Genomic DNA, 15429 nt, shown 5'->3' with positions numbered 1-15429 from the left:
ATCCATGCACGAGATCGAAGCACTGCTGCGTGAGTACGACCGCGCCCGCGCCTACACCGACGACCTGTGGAGGGATCTCACCCCGGACGAGGTGACCTGGCGCCCGCACGAGAACTCCAGCGCCATCGGCTGGCATCTCGGCCACCAGGCCCACGTCGCCCACTTCATGATCCGCAACCTGACCGCGGCCGAGCCCAGCCCTGATCCGGACCTGGACGCCCTGATGGACTCGGCGAACCCGGAGAAGTTCCGCGGCACCCTTCCCACGGTCAAGCGGCTCACCGAGTTCCGTACGACCGTCGCCGAACGCGTGCACGCCCGGATGGGCGACATCGCCGCCGGCCGGGTCGGCGCCCCCGCACAACTCACCATCGTCGCGACGCACTTGCTCACGGCGCTCATCAACCACGAGTACCAGCACGACCAGTGGATCAGTGAGGTGCGCGGAAACGACCTCGGGCACGCACTGCCGCCGGATCCCGACTGCGCCCACGTCCGGCGCATCGACGGCTACCTCGTCGTCAACGGGTTGTAGTCGGCTTCTGGCGCGTCACCACCAGCCCGGCGCTGCCGCCCATCCCGCAGCGCCGGGCGATGCCGTCCCCTGTCGGCCTCGGCCGCCCCACCGGAAAGAGAAGAAGCCCCCGTGACGAGTACCGCCTCAGACACCCCGGCTGGTATATCCCCCCGGTCCGAGGCACAACGTCGAGTCCTCGTGGTCCTGGTCAGCAGCCAGATCCTGAGCGGGGCCGGACTTGCCGCCGGTATCACCGTCGGCGCCCTGCTCGCGCAGGACATGCTCGGCTCCAGCGACCTCGCGGGCCTGCCCAGCGCCCTGTTCACCGCCGGCTCCGCCCTCGCCGCCGTCAGCATCGGCCGCATCTCCCAGGCACGGGGCCGCCGACCGGGCCTGGCCGCCGGATACCTGACCGGCGCCGTCGGCAGCGCGGGCGTCATCGCCGCCGCGGTCGCCGACAACCCCGTGCTGCTCTTCGTCGCCCTGTTCGTCTACGGCGCCGGAACGGCCACCAACCTCCAGGCCCGGTACGCCGGAGCCGACCTCGCCGCACCCGCGCACCGCGCCCGCGCCGTCTCCACGGTCCTGGTCGCCACCACCCTCGGCGGCGTTGCCGGCCCCAACCTCGCCGCGCCGATGGGCGACGTCGCGGACGCTCTCGGCATCCCCACGCTGGCCGGACCGTTCCTTCTGGCCGGCGCCGCCTACGCGCTGGCCGCCCTCGTCCTCGCCGTATGGCTGCGCCCCGACCCGCTGCTGCTCGCCCGCACCCTCGACCTCCAGCAGCCGCCGCAGGCCGCCGTCGCGACAGCTGCGCGCCCCCGTGGTCCGGGGCTGATACCGGGCGCGCTCACGATGATCCTCACGCAACTCGTCATGACCGCCGTGATGACCATGACGCCCGTACACATGCATGACCACGGCCACGGCACCGCCGCCTCCGGCCTCGTCATCGCCATCCATGTCGGCGCGATGTACCTGCCCTCACCGTTGACCGGCTGGCTCGTCGACCGATACGGCCCCACGGTCGTCGCCGTCGCCTCCGGACTCACCCTCCTGGCCGCCGGCGTCACCGCCGCCGCGGCGCCCGCGGATTCCGTCGCCCTGCTCGCCCTCGCCCTCGCCCTGCTCGGACTGGGCTGGAACCTCGGGCTGGTCTCCGGCACGGCGATGATCACCGATGCCGTGCCGCTGGCCACCCGCGCCAGGACCCAGGGCCTGGTCGACGTCTCCATCGCCGTCGCCGGGGCCACCGGTGGCCTGAGCTCCGGTCTCGTCGTCGCGGCCGCCGGCTACCCGGTGCTCGCCCTCACCGGCGGCATTCTCGCTCTCGCCGTCCTTCCCGCGATCGCCGTCAGCGCGAGTCGTCGGTGAGTCGGCCCACCTCGGCCGCCGGTGCCGACCTCACCGTGGACGGCACCGGCCTGCTCTGCGTCACCCTGCTGCTGCGTCTGCGCCAGGCCATCGACGGGGCCGCACCGGGCACTCTGGTCCACGTCGTCGCCACCGACCCGGCCGCACCGCTCGACCTGCCCGCCTGGTGCCATATGACCGGGCACACGTACCTCGGTCCTGTCCGGGGCACCGACCGGGCGGTGTACGCGCTACGGCTCGCCGCCGACGCACACCCCACCCGTCCGGACGCCCCGTGGCGGCGGGCCGAACGCTGAGGTCCGGACCTGTACCAGGGGGCCGGAGAAGATGTCCGGCCCCTGGCAGTTGCCCGCTCCGATCACTCGGCAGGCGCGCTCTCGACCCGGGCCGGTTGCGGCTGGGTCTTCTGGTTCTCACCGCCTCTTGTGCGGATCTTGTAGGCGATGAAGACCACCAGCACCCAGCTCCCGGAGACGTACAGCGAGGTGCGCATGTCCGGCAGGATGGCTATGCAGACCATGACCGCGGCCACGAACGCCAGGGAGAGGTAGTTCGCGTAGGGGTAGAACGGCGCCTTGTAGCGGATCTGGTGGTCCTGCCCGTTCCGGATCCTGATCTTGCGGAAGCGCAGGTGGCTGATCGCGATGGACGCCCACGCGCAGGCCAGGCCGTAGACGGTGACCGAGGAGAAGATCGAGAAGACCTGCTCGGGCATCAGGGCGTTGAGCAGGACGCTGCCGAACACCGTGACGAACACGAGGGTGATCGCCTTGGACGGAACGTTCCGCTGGTTGACGGTTCCGAGGAACTTCGGCGCGTTGCCCTGCAGCGACAGGTTGTAGAAGGTGCGGCTGTTGGTGAACACGCTCGCGTTCACCGCCGACAGCACGGCCGTGATCACGACCAGGTTCATGATGGTCGCGGCCGCCGGGATGCCGATCTTGGTGAAGACCGTCACGAAGGGGCTGCCGTCGCCGGTCAGATCGGTCCACGGGAAGACGGTGACGAGAACGGTGATGGCGCCGACGTAGAAGATCAGCAGCCGCCAGAAGGTCGCGTTGACCGCCTTCGGCATGGTCGTGGCGATGTCCTTCGCCTCACCGGCCGCGAGCCCGAGGTTCTCCACGCCGCCGAAGGAGAAGGCGACCATCACGATCGCCAGGACGACTCCGCTCAGACCGTGCGGGAAGAACCCGCCGTGGTCGGTCAGGTTGCCGAAGCCGACCGGGTGGCCGTCGTTGCCGACACCGAAGACGATCATGGCCACACCGAAGAGGATCATCGCGACGATCGCCACGACCTTGATCACCGCGAACCAGAACTCGGCCTCGCCGTAGACCTTCACACCGATGATGTTGACGACGAACATCACGCTGACGGCCGCGGCCGCGGTCACCCAGATCGGCAGCTGGGGAAACCAGTACTGGGCGTAGCGGCCCAGGGCGTTGAGTTCGGCCGCGCTGGTGGCGAGGAGGAAGACGAAGGCGTTCCAGCCGTTGAGGAAGCCGGCGAAGCGGTGGATGTAGCGGTTGGAGTAGGAGATGTAGGCGCCCGAGACGGGCTCCTCCACCGACATCTCACCCAGCGCGCGCATGATGAAGTAGATCGCCACGGACGCGACGACGTAGGTGAGGATGATCGCCGGACCGGCCGTCTTGACGGCCCAGCCGGAGCCGTAGAACAGGCCTGTGCCTATCGCGCCGCCGATGGCGATCATCTGGATGTGGCGGCTCTTGAGGTCGCGTTTGAGGTTTTCCTTCTCGTACGCCTCGGGGTTGACGCTTGCCATCGCATTGCCTCCTGGGGACGGATCAGTTCGATCTCTGATGACTGGCCGTCGGAGCTCGTCGACCAGGTGAAGAGGGCGTGGCCGAGCCGGATCGCGGCTGGGGAGGGGAGGGCGCGCCGGGTACGCGGATGGCGACTCCGGCGCATGGACGGCAGGTGCGGGCTGCCAGGGGAAACCGGCCGCTGAGCGGGGTGGCGGGCCGGTTCGACCAGCTGCCGGGCCATTTCGGGCTTCGGGCCGGCAGCGCAGGTGCGTGTGGGTGTGTGCAGGTGTGGCGCAGTGGGCTCTGGCACTGACCGGCGAGAGGGAGAAGGGCCTCGGCGGAGTCGGCAGCGGCTGATCACCGAGGCCCCTCTCCGGGGGCGTCGCGGTGGGAGGCACCGGCAGGCGGGCGCCCGATGGAAGGGGCAGGACTCGGAGAGGGCGAGACCCGGAGGGGATACCGCCTCAGCGGATTTCGAAGACGGCTTCGACCTCGACCGGTGCGTTCATGGGCAGCGCGGCCACCCCGACGGCCGAGCGGCTGTGCCTGCCGTTGTCGCCGAGCGCGTCCACGAACAGGTCGGAGGCGCCGTTGGCCACGAGCGGTTGCTCGGTGAAGCCCGGAGCGCTGGCGACGAACACGGTGATCTTGAGCAGCCGCTTGATCCGGTCGAGATCACCGAGGACGGCTCCCGCCTGGGCGAGGACGTTGACCGCGCACCACCGTGCGGCGAGCTGTCCGGTGGCGATGTCCACTTCCCGGCCGAGGAGCCCCGCGGAGACGAGTGCCCCGTTGCGCAAGGGCAGTTGTCCAGAGGTGTAGAGCATGTTGCCCGCCTCCACGCACGGCAGATAGTTGGCCACGGGCACGGCGGGTTCGGGGAGTGTCACGCCGAGATCGAGCAGGCGTGCTTCAACGGCGGATGTCATGACGGTGTCTCCTCAGCGGGTTTCATGAGGTCTTCGTTCGGTCACAGGTCCTCGACGGCCGAGGTCAGTCGTCGGACCGCTTCGTCGACCGTGGAGCGGGGGCAGCCGAGGTTCACGCGCATATAGCCGTGGCCGTCGATGCCGAACTTCTGGCCCTTGTCCAGCCACAGGCGGGCCTTGGTGAGCATGAACTTGTCGAGGGACGCCGCGTCCATGCCGAGGCCCCGGCAGTCCATCCACGCCAGGTAGAGCGAGTCGGCCGGCAGCACGCGCACCTTCGAGGTGGCACTGTTGATTGCCTGCGTGAAGTGGGCGTGGTTGCCGCGCAGGTAGGCCAGCTGCTCTTCGAGCCAGGGCTCACCGTAGGCGTAGGCGGCCTCGGCGGCGACCATGCCCAGTACGTTGACCAGTGGGAACAGATTGCGCTCGTACTGCCGGGCCAACTCCTCGCGCATCCTGCGGTTGGGCACGAAGAGATTCGCGCTCTGCAGTCCCGGAAGGTTGAACGTCTTGCTCGGGGCCGTGCAGGTGATGCTGTTCTGCGCGAACTCCTCGCCGAGCGACGCGAACGGGACGTGCTTCTTGGCCGGGTTGATGATCAGGTCCTGGTGGATCTCGTCGGAGATGACCAGGACGCCGTGCCGGGCGCAGATCTCTCCCATCGTCCTGAGCTCGTCCTCGGACCAGACGTTGCCGGTCGGGTTGTGGGGGTGGCTCAGGATGAAGAGCTTGGTGTCCGGCCGGATGGCGGCCTCGAAGGTCCGGGCGTCGAACCGGTATCCGTCCTCGGTGCGCTCCAGCGGAGCGAAGGCCAGGTGGCGCCCGTTGAGCAGCACGTCGTTGTGGAAGTGCGCGTACACGGGCGGCTGGATCAGGACCGAGTCACCGGGCGCGGAGAACGCCTGCACCGCGGTCTTGAGCGAGGTGATGATGCCGGCGGTCTGCAGCACCCACTCCCGCGGTATCTCCCAGCCGAACCGCCGGGCCTGCCAGCCGGTCACGGCGTCGAGGTAGCTGTCGGTCGCGCCGCCGGGGTACCCGAAGACACCGTGGTCCACGGCTTCGTGCAGGGCGTCGAGCACGGCCCGGGGCGCCTTGAAGTCGGTGTCGGCGACCCACATCGGCAGTGGATCGGCCGCGATCTCGTCCGGAGTGAGGAAGTCCTTGGCGAAGGACCACTTCATGGAGTTCGAGCTGCTCCGGTCGACGGCCTCATCGAAGACCGAACCCTGCTGGCCGCTGTCGGCGGAGCCCACTTGATTCGTACTGAGAAGGGTGATTTCGCATGCCATGGCGGGATGCTAGCCAGAATGGGTGGCAAAAAGTTCGCGAACTTTGCCTGAAATCCCGCTTGCGGAGCTAACATCTGAGCCATGGACGCCGTGGATCGCCAGATTGTTGCCATCCTGCAGGCGGAGGGGCGCATCACGCTCACAGATCTGGCCGACCGGGTCCGGCTCAGCGTCTCCAGATGCCAGCGCCGTGTCAGGGAGCTGGAGGCGGACGGGGTCATTCGCGGATACAGCGCGCTCATCGACGGCGCGACCCTCGGGTACGGCTTCGAGGTGCTGCTCTTCGCCACGCTCGGCCGCCCGGACGCGGTGGACGAATTCGACGCCGCGCTGGCGGAGGTTCCCGAGGTCATCGAGGCCCAGCGGCTGTTCGGCGAACCGGATTACCTGATCCGCGTGGTCAGCGCCGACCTGCCGTCCTACCAGCACCTCTACGAGACCGTGCTCATCCGCCTCCCCGGAGTGCGCGGCCTCAACTCGACTATCGTCATGAAGAACGTCGTGAGCCCTCGCCCGTTCCCGGGCCGACCGCCACGCGAGCGTTCGCCCAAGGGCTCCGCCATGTGACACTTCAGCCAGACCGCATCTGACGCGGACCTACCAGGCCTGAGCCGGTGCCGTCCCCTCCGGCCTGGAGGTTCGAGGAGTCCGGGACAAGGAAGATCAGATCGCGACATACTCCGCGGTCGACCAGGACGCGGATCTTGGTCTCGAATACAACCTCAGTGCCACCATCGCGCGTTGGGACGGCCAGAGCTTGTGGCGCCGGTCGCCCTCACGGGTGACGACAAGCATCGTCACCGACTTCACGAGCACATGCGGCAGGATAGATGATCAACCAGACTCCCGAGCAGCGCGATTGAGACGTCAGACATCTCGATCAACAGTCGGGGGCCTCGCTCGTTGCGTTTCGCAGGCCGTCACCTAATCAGTGGCCAGCTCGAAGAAGCTCAGTCTCGATCCGTTGCACGCCGCATTGGTAGGACACGAATGACGCCATTTTCGTCTGCTGAGCTCCGCAATTCATAGTTTTCTACTTCCAGGACATGGATCACGCGAGAGAGCAGTTTTACGTCATCCTTCAACTGGTCACGCTCGAGACGAGTCTTTGCGAGCTTGCGCTTCAGCTCGTTGTTCTCATGGTGAAGTGCATCCACGACCTTCGGACGGGTCTCTTGCGTACGTACCAACGCGTAGAAGAGATCCTTGAGATGAGTGTACTTGTGGGTGAGTTTGTTGCGTTTTAGATCGGCTTCCTCAGCCAGGGACTTCACAGTCAACTTGCCGTCAGAGCGCATGGGTATGCCGACGAGGAGGCGAACCATGGCGGCGGTGATTGCTTCGATCTCATCTGCGTCCTCGGGCCGCCCTGCGCGCGCCACGGAAGCAGTCTGAGCGAGGACGGTTCCCACCGTCTCGGCAATGCTTGCAGCAGAAGGGGTCGTGGGAACTGGCATAGTCACGCCGTCCTGGTCGGGTTCGACGTGTTCCATTGTCATACGTTCTCCCCGCTACCAGATGCGGGCCATCGACTGGTGGAGCGATGTTTCTCAATGGTTTCTTCGCAGGAGGCACGAAGCTGCTGGAGTCGGACCCTGAGGGGATGCGGAAGAAGCGGGTCGGCGCTCTCGGCATCGAGCAGTTCGATCTCTGCTTGGGCTCGGCGCATGTGTGTGTCTGAGCGGGAGATGTTGGCGCATGCCGGGTTGCAACGACTCCAGTTCGGAGTCCGCTGTGATTGTGCAGTCTTTGTGGATTGCCCGGGATCGCAGAGCGCCTTGAATGGGTCGAAGTTGCATGTCAGCAAGGCCTGTGGGTCCTCGAATATCTGCAAGCGAGGGTTGTTTCTCAAGCCTTTCATCTGAGCCTTGGAGACGAATCCGCCCTCGTAGCGTGAGGCGAACTCTCTTGCTGCGGCGACGTAGCGATCTCCAGCCGGCCCGCTGACGACCTCGCCAGCCTCGATGCGGTCGCTTGCTTCGGCCAGGGCGTCGGCCATTGCGAGTGTCTTCTCGAAGTCGAGAATCTCGAGCATGTCGGCTTTGGTGCGGCCGCCGTACGACTCGGCCATGGAAGTTCCAACATGGCCGTACTGCAGCCCCAGCGCGATCCGCCCGCCTGGTCGACGGTAGATGAACCAGGCGACTGTGCGCCGCAACCGCCGCAGGGTGATCGGACCATGAGGGTCATCTGGAATCAGTTCGTGATCACGCGAAAGGCGAGCGGCTGTCGCATTAACCCAAGCGATAAAGGATACGAAGCGCTGACGAACTATCTGAGTGTTAAGGCCCTCTACGGGGATTGAAGTGTGTGCTGGCTCACGCAATCTGACGGTCAATGACCGGGGAAACAACAGGCGATCCTCGTGGAGTCTCTCCAGAACGCTTACCGCGCGGTCGACCAGATCGATGACCGTCCATGATTCTGGACGGATTTCCCCGCCTGGAAGGGTGTTACCGTCCTCATCAGTAACCCCCTTGAAGTGCTTTCCGGTAATGCGGTAGCGGACAGTTCCATCCGCGCGTTCCTCGCGACGGGAGCATCCACGTTCAAGGTGGAGGACCTCCTCAGGGCGCATACCCGACAGATACGCGATGGTTATCAGCGCCGCTGTCACCAAGTGCCCCGCCAGGCGCTGCGCCTCAGCGAAGTCGACTGCTTCCTTCCATGGTTCCCCATCGATTCGACCGGTGAGGTGTACCGGCAGAGGTGCTCCATCATCAAAGATTAGGCGGCTTGAGTCAGGAAACAGTTCGGTCAGACATTGCGACGCTTGCTGGATGGTCACCCCTAACTGCCCGGCGAGCATAGACGCACTGATGGGTGGCCTCTCGCCAGCGGGTAGGCACAGCTTTTCGTTCGTCTTGCCAACGCCGCCGATAAAGATAGGCACCTTTCCGCCCGCGGCCATCAGTCTCTCGATATGTGCGCGTACGAGTTCACGTCCGTCGGGCGGCGCATCGCCAGGCTGGCGGATCCGCGTGGTCAGACGTTGCCACTCGAAGTACGCGGCTGTGATGTCGGGAGCAAGATCGATTACCATCCGCAAACACCAGACCAACAGAGGTGACATGGTGGCCGGATGGATGACGACTTCACGGTTCTCGCCGCCTGAACTCCTGAAATCGTCGCCAAGGAAGTCCGTAATCGCTGCTCCGGGATCCTCCCATGGCGGCATCACTAGCCGATCCTCGGGGAGCAGGAATGGTGCATAGGCCCAGATGCGAGAGATCGCAAACAGCTGCCGCTCGTCATGCGGATCGGTCCACCCCTTCTCGCCCAAGTAGTCCGCGTACTGGACGAGTAGATCCTGATCGATTTCACCGATGCGAGTGATTCCTCCTTTCTCTAGCCACCGCGCGAACTTTCGGAAAGCGGTGAACGCCGACAGCAACGAACTTCCTCCAAGCACGGCACGAGACCTTGATCCAAGACTTTGATGCAGTACCTCTGGAGTGGGAATGTTGATCAACGCCCACGAGATCCGCATGAACGACCGCCGTAGAGCCGTGGGGAAGTTCGACCACAAGTACGCCTTGCTCCGCGCGGTTTCTTCCTGGCTCAGGTGGGCCAGTTCCCAGCGCAGATCCCCGAAGCGTGACACCTGCTCCAAGGAAATCCCGGGACGGATCCGATGCCGAGGGAACACAAGATCCCCCGGGCGGGGATCGACGAGGTTGACGGCCGAAGCCGCAGTGCCGTCAGTCACGGATCGAGCCTCCTCTCCAGCAGGCGGTCAATGAGCTCCTTGTCCCGTTTCGACACCACAGAGAGCAGTTCCACCCGGTTGTTGAGATCTGTATGCCTGTTCAACAGATCACCGATGCGGTGATGATGCTCCGCCCAATCTGCAACCCATGCAGCCTTGCTGACCACGGAGCGCAGTGCTTCCAGCGACTGGTGGAGATAGGCGATCCGGGGAAGGTGGCGGGGCGTTGCGAGCGCGTTGGTGCAGGCGAAGCACAGGAGGAAGGAGACCATGCACAGACCACCATTCGCCGTCAATGGGCTGTTCTCGATGTCCTCGCAGGCAGCCACGGCGGTGTCCAGGTCGCCGTGAGCCAATCGCTCGGCAACCGGTAACGTCAAGCCGGTCCGTTCCGCAATCTCTACGCCTTCTGGGTCCCCGCCGTCCGCTGCAGCGACCACGCGCATGCGGACAGTCTCGCGCGCGTGCTGTACAGCGTGTTCCAACCCAGCAGCGACGACATCCTTCGAATCCTCGATAACACGCTCGTCGCGCCGCAGATAGTGTTCCTCGTGGACTCTCCTCGTGTTGTGACGTGGACGCCCGTACAAGACTTGCGAGGTGTGGCGCAGCAACCGCGAGTTCATCCTCTCAGGCAGGTCAGCACCGTCCTTCTCGAACCACGCACCGATGGCGTCCCGCAGTCCGGACGCACCACTGCTGAAAGGAGGATGGCGGACACCACGCGACCACAACAGAAGATCACTGGGCTGGCCGAGCACTGCCAGAGTCTCACGGACCTGCTCAGTCATGGCAATGATCTGGGACATTGCCTCCCCAGGACTGCCTTCACCCAAATTGACGAGGTTGTTACTGAAGTGCCGGCGTCGGCTGCGACGAACTTTGTCGATCTCCATCCTGTGGATGGCAACTTCTTCCTCCGCACCGTCGGCATTCGGCCAAGAATCAGGGACCTTCAACCTCTTCAGTACCGCGAGGTTCCAGCCCTCATGACAGATCAAGAGAACTGCTGCTGCGCCTTTCTCCACCACAGAGGGGAACAGCGCCGTCAGCATCCAGTGCATGTCCCAGACACCATTTCGACGTCGACACTCGGCCTTTACCCAGGGACACGGCTTTCCGCTCGGGAATCTGGGCACGTCCCCTGTTTGGGCAAGGTGGTCAAGTATCTCTCCCCATATATGATTCGGTGAGCCTGCCGAGGTCTCTCCAGCGCGCCAGCGATCGAGCAGCGCAAGGTTGCCACTGATCCGCATCTGCGCGCGCCTCACCGTGTGGGATGCAGCGTCCCGTACTCGCTTCAATTCCGACCGGGTTAAGCTCCGCTTGGGTTTTGAAGGGACCCATCGTCGACGCCTGGAAACTGCGCCGACAATATCGATCGGCAATTCCTGTATTTCCCGAAGCAGCAGGGAAATATGGCGTACGCGGACTCTACTGCCCGGCAATTCGGCCCAGGCCTTCCATCGCTCTATGGAGAGATCGGCGACTGACTGAATCTGTGTGGGGTCGGCGCCCATGCTTCGCAGAAAGTGATCCAGGCTCTTGGCGTATGTGTAGCAGGTGGCCGTACTGTCCCAGTGCATACGAGCTCGACGGGCAAATGCTGCAGCAAGTTCACGCCGCAGGGTCACCGCACCAGGTAGAGATGAGAAATCGTACGTCCCGAACTCTTCGCCATTTTGCCCAACAGGTCTGACTATCAGGCCCGTTTCGTCTAGAATTTCGCGACGCCGATATCCCGTCGGTGGCAGCGGGGCACGCCTTCCTGTCGGACTCATGCCACATCCAAGATCAGGCCAGTTCTACGGGAAAGTTCCGCAAACAAGTCGGTATTATTAGGGTTGTCTGTGTCATTTAGGAGACTCTCGATTTGAAGGCCTCGAACAGGCTCCAGGTAAATCTCGCGCGTGGTTATCTCCGAACGATGGCCAAGAAGATCCTTCACCATGGTCCACACGGTGCCGTAGGTTTCCTCGTAGTTCTTACGCTCGGTGGGAGTCAGGCCCAACCGTCCGTCCAGTGCGTGGTGTAGCGACACGAGCACCCGGAGAGCCATCGAATGGCGCAGCATTTTCGGCGTGGCGTACACCTTCAGACCGAGTCGCGCACACCGTTGGCTGGCTCGTTCGAAGACCTTGGTCCAACTTCGGTACGCCATCGGAATTCCAGACTCGGTCAGCCATAGCATCGCCGGCTCCAAGCCGGACTCACTTATGACGAACATCCGCATTCGGTGCTCGACCGTTAGATTATCAATGTGCGCCGTGTAGGTACGCCCGTTGACATCGCTCCAGTAAACATTGCGGCTGGGGGTAATCTCCCGTAGCAACAAACGCCCTTCTATGCGGTCATATAGGCCACGATTCCTTGCTCGACGGATTGCCGAATCCCGCGTGGAAATGCGGTACAACTCTGCCTGCTGCAGGGCTAGGTGGTTGACGTAATAGAAGCGCCCTGCACGCTTTGCAACTGCCTTCCCCATCCAGCCGGAGTAGTATCGGCGGCTCTCCAATGCTGGAAGCTCCGGCAACAACAACGTCCCAACTTCACGACGCCGCAGACCGCTGGAATAGGTAAAATCGGCGAACGCTACATCTCGGCCGTCGTTGCGGCCAGGCCATCGTGCATCCTCCAGCCCGCCTGGGAGTAATCCGCCCAGACCTACGTCCCGCCACATTCGGAATCCTCGCGGCGACAGCCATTTCACATTTGAGCTGCGTACATCCTTCGGCGCCAACTCTGCGACTTCGATCGCCCCGTCAGTTGTGTTTACGGTGCGTGTCACCACAGGTGATGCAGAAACGTACTTCAACTTGACCGCGATCTTGTAGAGCAACATCAGGGCGGCGAGTTCCCTTGCCCACTTCACACCGCCGATCGGGTGCGGGTTTCCCTCGCCGCGCAGCCGCCAGTCTTCCCAGTCCTCAAGGTCGTCGGCCGCTGCCTGATCCCACCCCAATCCGCGCTGCCACAGGAAGGTGAAGAAGAGCCGATAGTCCGGCGCGTACGTCTCCTTGGTCCCCTGCGCTTTTCGGGCGAAATCCCTGTGTCGAAAGATCTTACTCAGGCGGGGATCGGAGCGTCCTCTCGGGTCGATCAGGATCGGCTGCCCCGCACGGATCCCCAACTCGCGCTCGCGCTCAGCCAGATCGCGCCAGTTGGCGAGAACTCCCGTTGTGTGGGGAGCGGGTGTGCCCCCAGCACCGGCCCAAACCAATCGCCACTCGTTCATAACACAGCACCCTCCCCGTGCAACACGACCGTCGGCAACACGGGGACCGTACACAGAAGATTGAGTCGCCCGGTCAGCAGGACCTGTTGTCCCGGCTCCAGCCGCGCGATGTGCAGGACGTCATCGCCGACATCAGTCTCTTCCGGCCGGGGCCGGTCGCCGGGGGCATGCCCGAGCGGTACATCGCTGCCCGGCACGGGGGTGCGCCGTCGTACGCGCATCGGGATCTGGAGCCGGTGCTCGCCGACACCTACGGCGTGACCATCTGGCACGAGCAGATCATCGAGACGTTGCGGGTGATGACCGGCTGCGACCGGGCCTTCGCGGAGATCACCCGGCGGGCGCTGGGTGACAAGGAGCAACTGCCCAGGATCCGGGACTGGTTCCACGAGAGGGCGCGTGCGGGTGGCTACGGCCCGGTGGTGCGGGAGGAGGTCTGGAAGACCGTCGAGGCCTTCGGTGCGTACGGCTTCTGCCGGGCACACGCGGTCGCCTTTGCCGTGCCGGCTCTGCAGAGTGCCTGGCTGAAGGCGCACTATCCGGCGTTCCTGCTCGCCGGGCTCCTCGAACACGACCCCGGTATGTGGCCCAAGCGGGTCCTGGTCGCCGATGCCCGGCGGGGTGGCGTGCAGGTCCTGCCCGTCGACATCAACTGCTCGCAGGTGAAGCACACCGTGGAGAAGGCCGACGGGGACCAGTGGGGGGTGCGGCTCGCGCTGTCCGCGGTGCGTGGCATCAGTGAGGAGGAGTGCGCCCGGATCGAGGAGGGGCAGCCGTACGGGTCGCTGTCGGACTTCTGGCAGCGGGGCCGGCCCAGCAGGCCTGTTGCCGAACGCCTCGCGGAGATCGGTGCGTTGAACTGTCTGCACGACGGCCGACTCACCCGGCGTGATCTGCTGCTCCAGATCGCCGAGTTGCACCGGCAGTCCCGCACCCGGACCGCGGGCAAGGGGCAACTGCCCTTCGCTACGGGCGCTGTTGGTGGAGCGGAGCCGAGTGGTCTGCCGGAGATGAGCGGGCGGGAGGCGCTGAGTGCCGAGTTGGGCACCCTCGGCATCGACGTCTCCAGGCATCTGATGGAGCATCATCACCGGTTGTTGCGGGAGATCGGTGCGACCGATGCCGCCCACCTGGCCGGGATGCGGGCCGGGCAGCAGGTTCTCGTGGCCGGTGTGCGGGCATCGACGCAGACTCCGCCGATCGCGAGCGGCAAGCGGATCATCTTCGTCACGCTGGAGGACGGGGCCGGGCTGGTCGACCTGGCCTTCTTCGAGGATTCGCATCCAGCCTGCGCGCACACCGTCTTCCACAGCGGGCTGCTGCTGGTGCGCGGCACGGTGCAGGTGCGTGGTACCCGTCGTACCGTCGTCGGCAGCATGGCCTGGGACCTGGACGAGATCGCCGCCGCGCGGCGTGACAACGGTCCCGAGGCCGCGCTCGCCCTGCTCGGCGAGAGTCGTCCGCATCCGACGCCCGCGCAGCCGCAGCGGACCCTGGCCAACGGTACGACGGGGGCGCGGTTGCATCCGTACGCCGACCTCCAGCCCGCCGGCACCCGCTCGGCCGACCTGAAGAAGTTCGGTCACCGCAGTCCGGGGAGTGCGGGATGAACGGGGTGAGTATTCGGCAGCGGCATATCGCCCACGTCCACCTGCACGCCTCGATGACGGAGGTCCAGTACGGTGACGTAATCGAACTGATGTCTGGTGTCACGCCTCATGTGCAGGCGGTTCCGCCCAGCGCCGTCCAGCTCGACCTGACCTCGGCGCTCAGATACTTCGACCTGTCTCCGTACGACATGGTCCAGACGGTGATGATGCGGCTCAAGCTCTTCTACGGCATCGACTGCAGCGCCGGTCTCGCGGGCAACCGGATGCTCGCGGCCATGGCGGCCGACGCGTCCGCGCCCGGCGAGACCACCTGGGTCCCCGCCGAGCGGGTGGCCGACTGGCTGTATCCGCGGCCGGTCACCGCGCTGCCGGGGATCGGCCGTGCCACGGCGGAGACGCTCGGCAGGTACGGGCTCCACACCATCGGTCAGATCACCGACCTGCCCCCGGCGACCCTGCAACGGCTTCTCGGTGCGGGGCCTGCCCGGCTGTTGGCCGAGCGGGTCCGCGGTCATGACCCCCGGCCGGTCGCTCCGTCCGAACCGGCGGCGCACCTGACCGCCGACCTCGTGCTGGAGCGGGACTGCCTTGACCCGGTGCAGCACCACCGAGCGGTCCTGGGGCTCGCCGACCGGATCGGCGGGCGCCTGCGGGGCGAGGGTCAGGTCGCAGGGCGGCTCACTCTCACGGTGCGTTATGCCGACCGCAGCTCCAGTACGCGTACGCGTGCGCTGGCGGAGCCCACCGACCACTCGCCCGCCCTCGCGGCGACCGCCCTGGGCCTGTTGACCGCTCTCGGGCTGCAACGGGCGCGGGTCCGCTCCTACGCGGTCCGGGCCGACGACCTGCTGCCCGCCGGCCGCGCCTACCGCCAGCTCTTCCTGGACCCGGACACCGACCGGGCCCGCGCGGCCGAGGCCGCCGCCGACCGGGTCCGCCGGCGTTTCGGGCCGCAGGCGGTAGGTCCGGCCGCCCTGGTGTGACGTTCGGC

Annotated in this window: 12 protein-coding genes and 1 pseudogene; 6 read left to right on the top strand and 7 right to left on the bottom strand. The window is 65.5% G+C overall.

Features of this window, described 5'->3' with window-relative positions; translation table 11 throughout:
• Positions 1-4 precede the first annotated feature (4 nt).
• The 3 genes from ACQEWB_RS10240 (at position 5) to ACQEWB_RS10230 (ending at position 2187) form a co-directional block, all read left to right on the top strand.
• Positions 5-535, top strand: a complete 531-nt coding sequence (locus ACQEWB_RS10240; RefSeq protein WP_432829313.1) for a DinB family protein — start codon at positions 5-7, stop codon at positions 533-535.
• A 111-nt stretch (positions 536-646) separates the two neighbouring features.
• Positions 647-1891, top strand: a complete 1245-nt coding sequence (locus tag ACQEWB_RS10235) for an MFS transporter (RefSeq protein ID WP_432829311.1) — start codon at positions 647-649, stop codon at positions 1889-1891.
• Entirely contained in the window at positions 1888-2187 is a 300-nt protein-coding gene (locus ACQEWB_RS10230) for a sulfurtransferase TusA family protein (RefSeq protein ID WP_432829309.1), read from the top strand. Before ACQEWB_RS10235 ends, ACQEWB_RS10230 begins: the two co-directional genes overlap by 4 nt.
• A 62-nt stretch (positions 2188-2249) precedes the next feature.
• On the opposite strand, the gene ACQEWB_RS10225 is transcribed toward ACQEWB_RS10230, so the two are convergent.
• The 3 genes from ACQEWB_RS10225 to ACQEWB_RS10215 all read right to left on the bottom strand — a co-directional run bounded on the left by ACQEWB_RS10225 (position 2250) and on the right by ACQEWB_RS10215 (position 5884).
• Positions 2250-3680: an amino acid permease gene (locus ACQEWB_RS10225; RefSeq protein WP_432829307.1), complete on the bottom strand. Its 1431-nt coding sequence runs from the start codon at positions 3678-3680 to the stop codon at positions 2250-2252.
• A 447-nt stretch (positions 3681-4127) separates the two neighbouring features.
• Complete coding sequence (locus ACQEWB_RS10220) at positions 4128-4592, bottom strand: RidA family protein (RefSeq protein WP_432829305.1); 465 nt, start codon at positions 4590-4592, stop codon at positions 4128-4130.
• Positions 4593-4633: 41 nt separating this feature from the next.
• Complete coding sequence (locus tag ACQEWB_RS10215) at positions 4634-5884, bottom strand: MalY/PatB family protein (protein WP_432829303.1); 1251 nt, start codon at positions 5882-5884, stop codon at positions 4634-4636.
• An 81-nt stretch (positions 5885-5965) separates the two neighbouring features.
• Here ACQEWB_RS10215 and ACQEWB_RS10210 point away from each other — a divergent pair, with 81 nt between their 5' ends.
• The gene (locus ACQEWB_RS10210; protein ID WP_432829301.1) at positions 5966-6451 is read left to right on the top strand and encodes an Lrp/AsnC family transcriptional regulator; all 486 of its coding nucleotides are present in this window, start codon (positions 5966-5968) and stop codon (positions 6449-6451) included.
• Between the two features lie 383 nt (positions 6452-6834).
• Here the strand turns inward: ACQEWB_RS10210 and ACQEWB_RS10205 are convergent, their stop codons facing one another.
• From ACQEWB_RS10205 to ACQEWB_RS10190, 4 genes are all read right to left on the bottom strand, one after another.
• Complete coding sequence (locus ACQEWB_RS10205) at positions 6835-7383, bottom strand: hypothetical protein (RefSeq protein ID WP_432829299.1); 549 nt, start codon at positions 7381-7383, stop codon at positions 6835-6837.
• Entirely contained in the window at positions 7380-9593 is a 2214-nt protein-coding gene (locus tag ACQEWB_RS10200) for a hypothetical protein (protein ID WP_432829297.1), read from the bottom strand. Before ACQEWB_RS10200 ends, ACQEWB_RS10205 begins: the two co-directional genes overlap by 4 nt.
• The gene (locus ACQEWB_RS10195; protein WP_432829295.1) at positions 9590-10657 is read right to left on the bottom strand and encodes a hypothetical protein; all 1068 of its coding nucleotides are present in this window, start codon (positions 10655-10657) and stop codon (positions 9590-9592) included. The genes ACQEWB_RS10200 and ACQEWB_RS10195 overlap by 4 nt, the downstream gene beginning before the upstream one ends.
• Before the next feature lie 713 nt (positions 10658-11370).
• Positions 11371-12828 carry a site-specific integrase gene (locus ACQEWB_RS10190; RefSeq protein ID WP_432829293.1) on the bottom strand — a complete coding sequence of 486 codons (1458 nt, stop codon included), beginning with the start codon at positions 12826-12828 and terminating at the stop codon, positions 11371-11373.
• 56 nt (positions 12829-12884) lie between these two features.
• Between ACQEWB_RS10190 and ACQEWB_RS10185 the strand changes: the two are divergent.
• Both ACQEWB_RS10185 and ACQEWB_RS10180 read left to right on the top strand, forming a co-directional pair.
• Positions 12885-14438 (top strand): annotated as a pseudogene (locus tag ACQEWB_RS10185) (DNA polymerase III subunit alpha); the annotation flags it as partial.
• A gap of 5 nt (positions 14439-14443) precedes the next feature.
• A complete protein-coding gene (locus tag ACQEWB_RS10180) occupies positions 14444-15421 on the top strand; it encodes a DNA polymerase Y family protein (RefSeq protein ID WP_432829291.1) in 978 nt (325 codons plus the stop codon).
• Positions 15422-15429: the final 8 nt, after the last annotated feature.

Source organism: Streptomyces sp. CA-249302 (assembly GCF_050936785.1).
Lineage (GTDB): Bacteria > Actinomycetota > Actinomycetes > Streptomycetales > Streptomycetaceae > Streptomyces.
Note: the sequence above shows the minus strand (reverse complement) of the source record. Positions and strands in the feature narration are given on the sequence as shown.

What these genes read in the sequence shown, in the direction of transcription:
- ACQEWB_RS10240 (WP_432829313.1), top strand. Translation starts at nt 5, where the DNA reads ATGCACGAGATCGAAGCACTGCTGCGTGAGTACGACCGCGCCCGCGCC.
- ACQEWB_RS10225 (WP_432829307.1), bottom strand. Translation starts at nt 3,680, where the DNA reads ATGGCAAGCGTCAACCCCGAGGCGTACGAGAAGGAAAACCTCAAACGC.
- ACQEWB_RS10220 (WP_432829305.1), bottom strand. Translation starts at nt 4,592, where the DNA reads ATGACATCCGCCGTTGAAGCACGCCTGCTCGATCTCGGCGTGACACTC.
- ACQEWB_RS10215 (WP_432829303.1), bottom strand. Translation starts at nt 5,884, where the DNA reads ATGGCATGCGAAATCACCCTTCTCAGTACGAATCAAGTGGGCTCCGCC.
- ACQEWB_RS10210 (WP_432829301.1), top strand. Translation starts at nt 5,966, where the DNA reads ATGGACGCCGTGGATCGCCAGATTGTTGCCATCCTGCAGGCGGAGGGG.
- ACQEWB_RS10205 (WP_432829299.1), bottom strand. Translation starts at nt 7,383, where the DNA reads ATGACAATGGAACACGTCGAACCCGACCAGGACGGCGTGACTATGCCA.
- ACQEWB_RS10195 (WP_432829295.1), bottom strand. Translation starts at nt 10,657, where the DNA reads ATGCACTGGATGCTGACGGCGCTGTTCCCCTCTGTGGTGGAGAAAGGC.
- ACQEWB_RS10190 (WP_432829293.1), bottom strand. Translation starts at nt 12,828, where the DNA reads ATGAACGAGTGGCGATTGGTTTGGGCCGGTGCTGGGGGCACACCCGCT.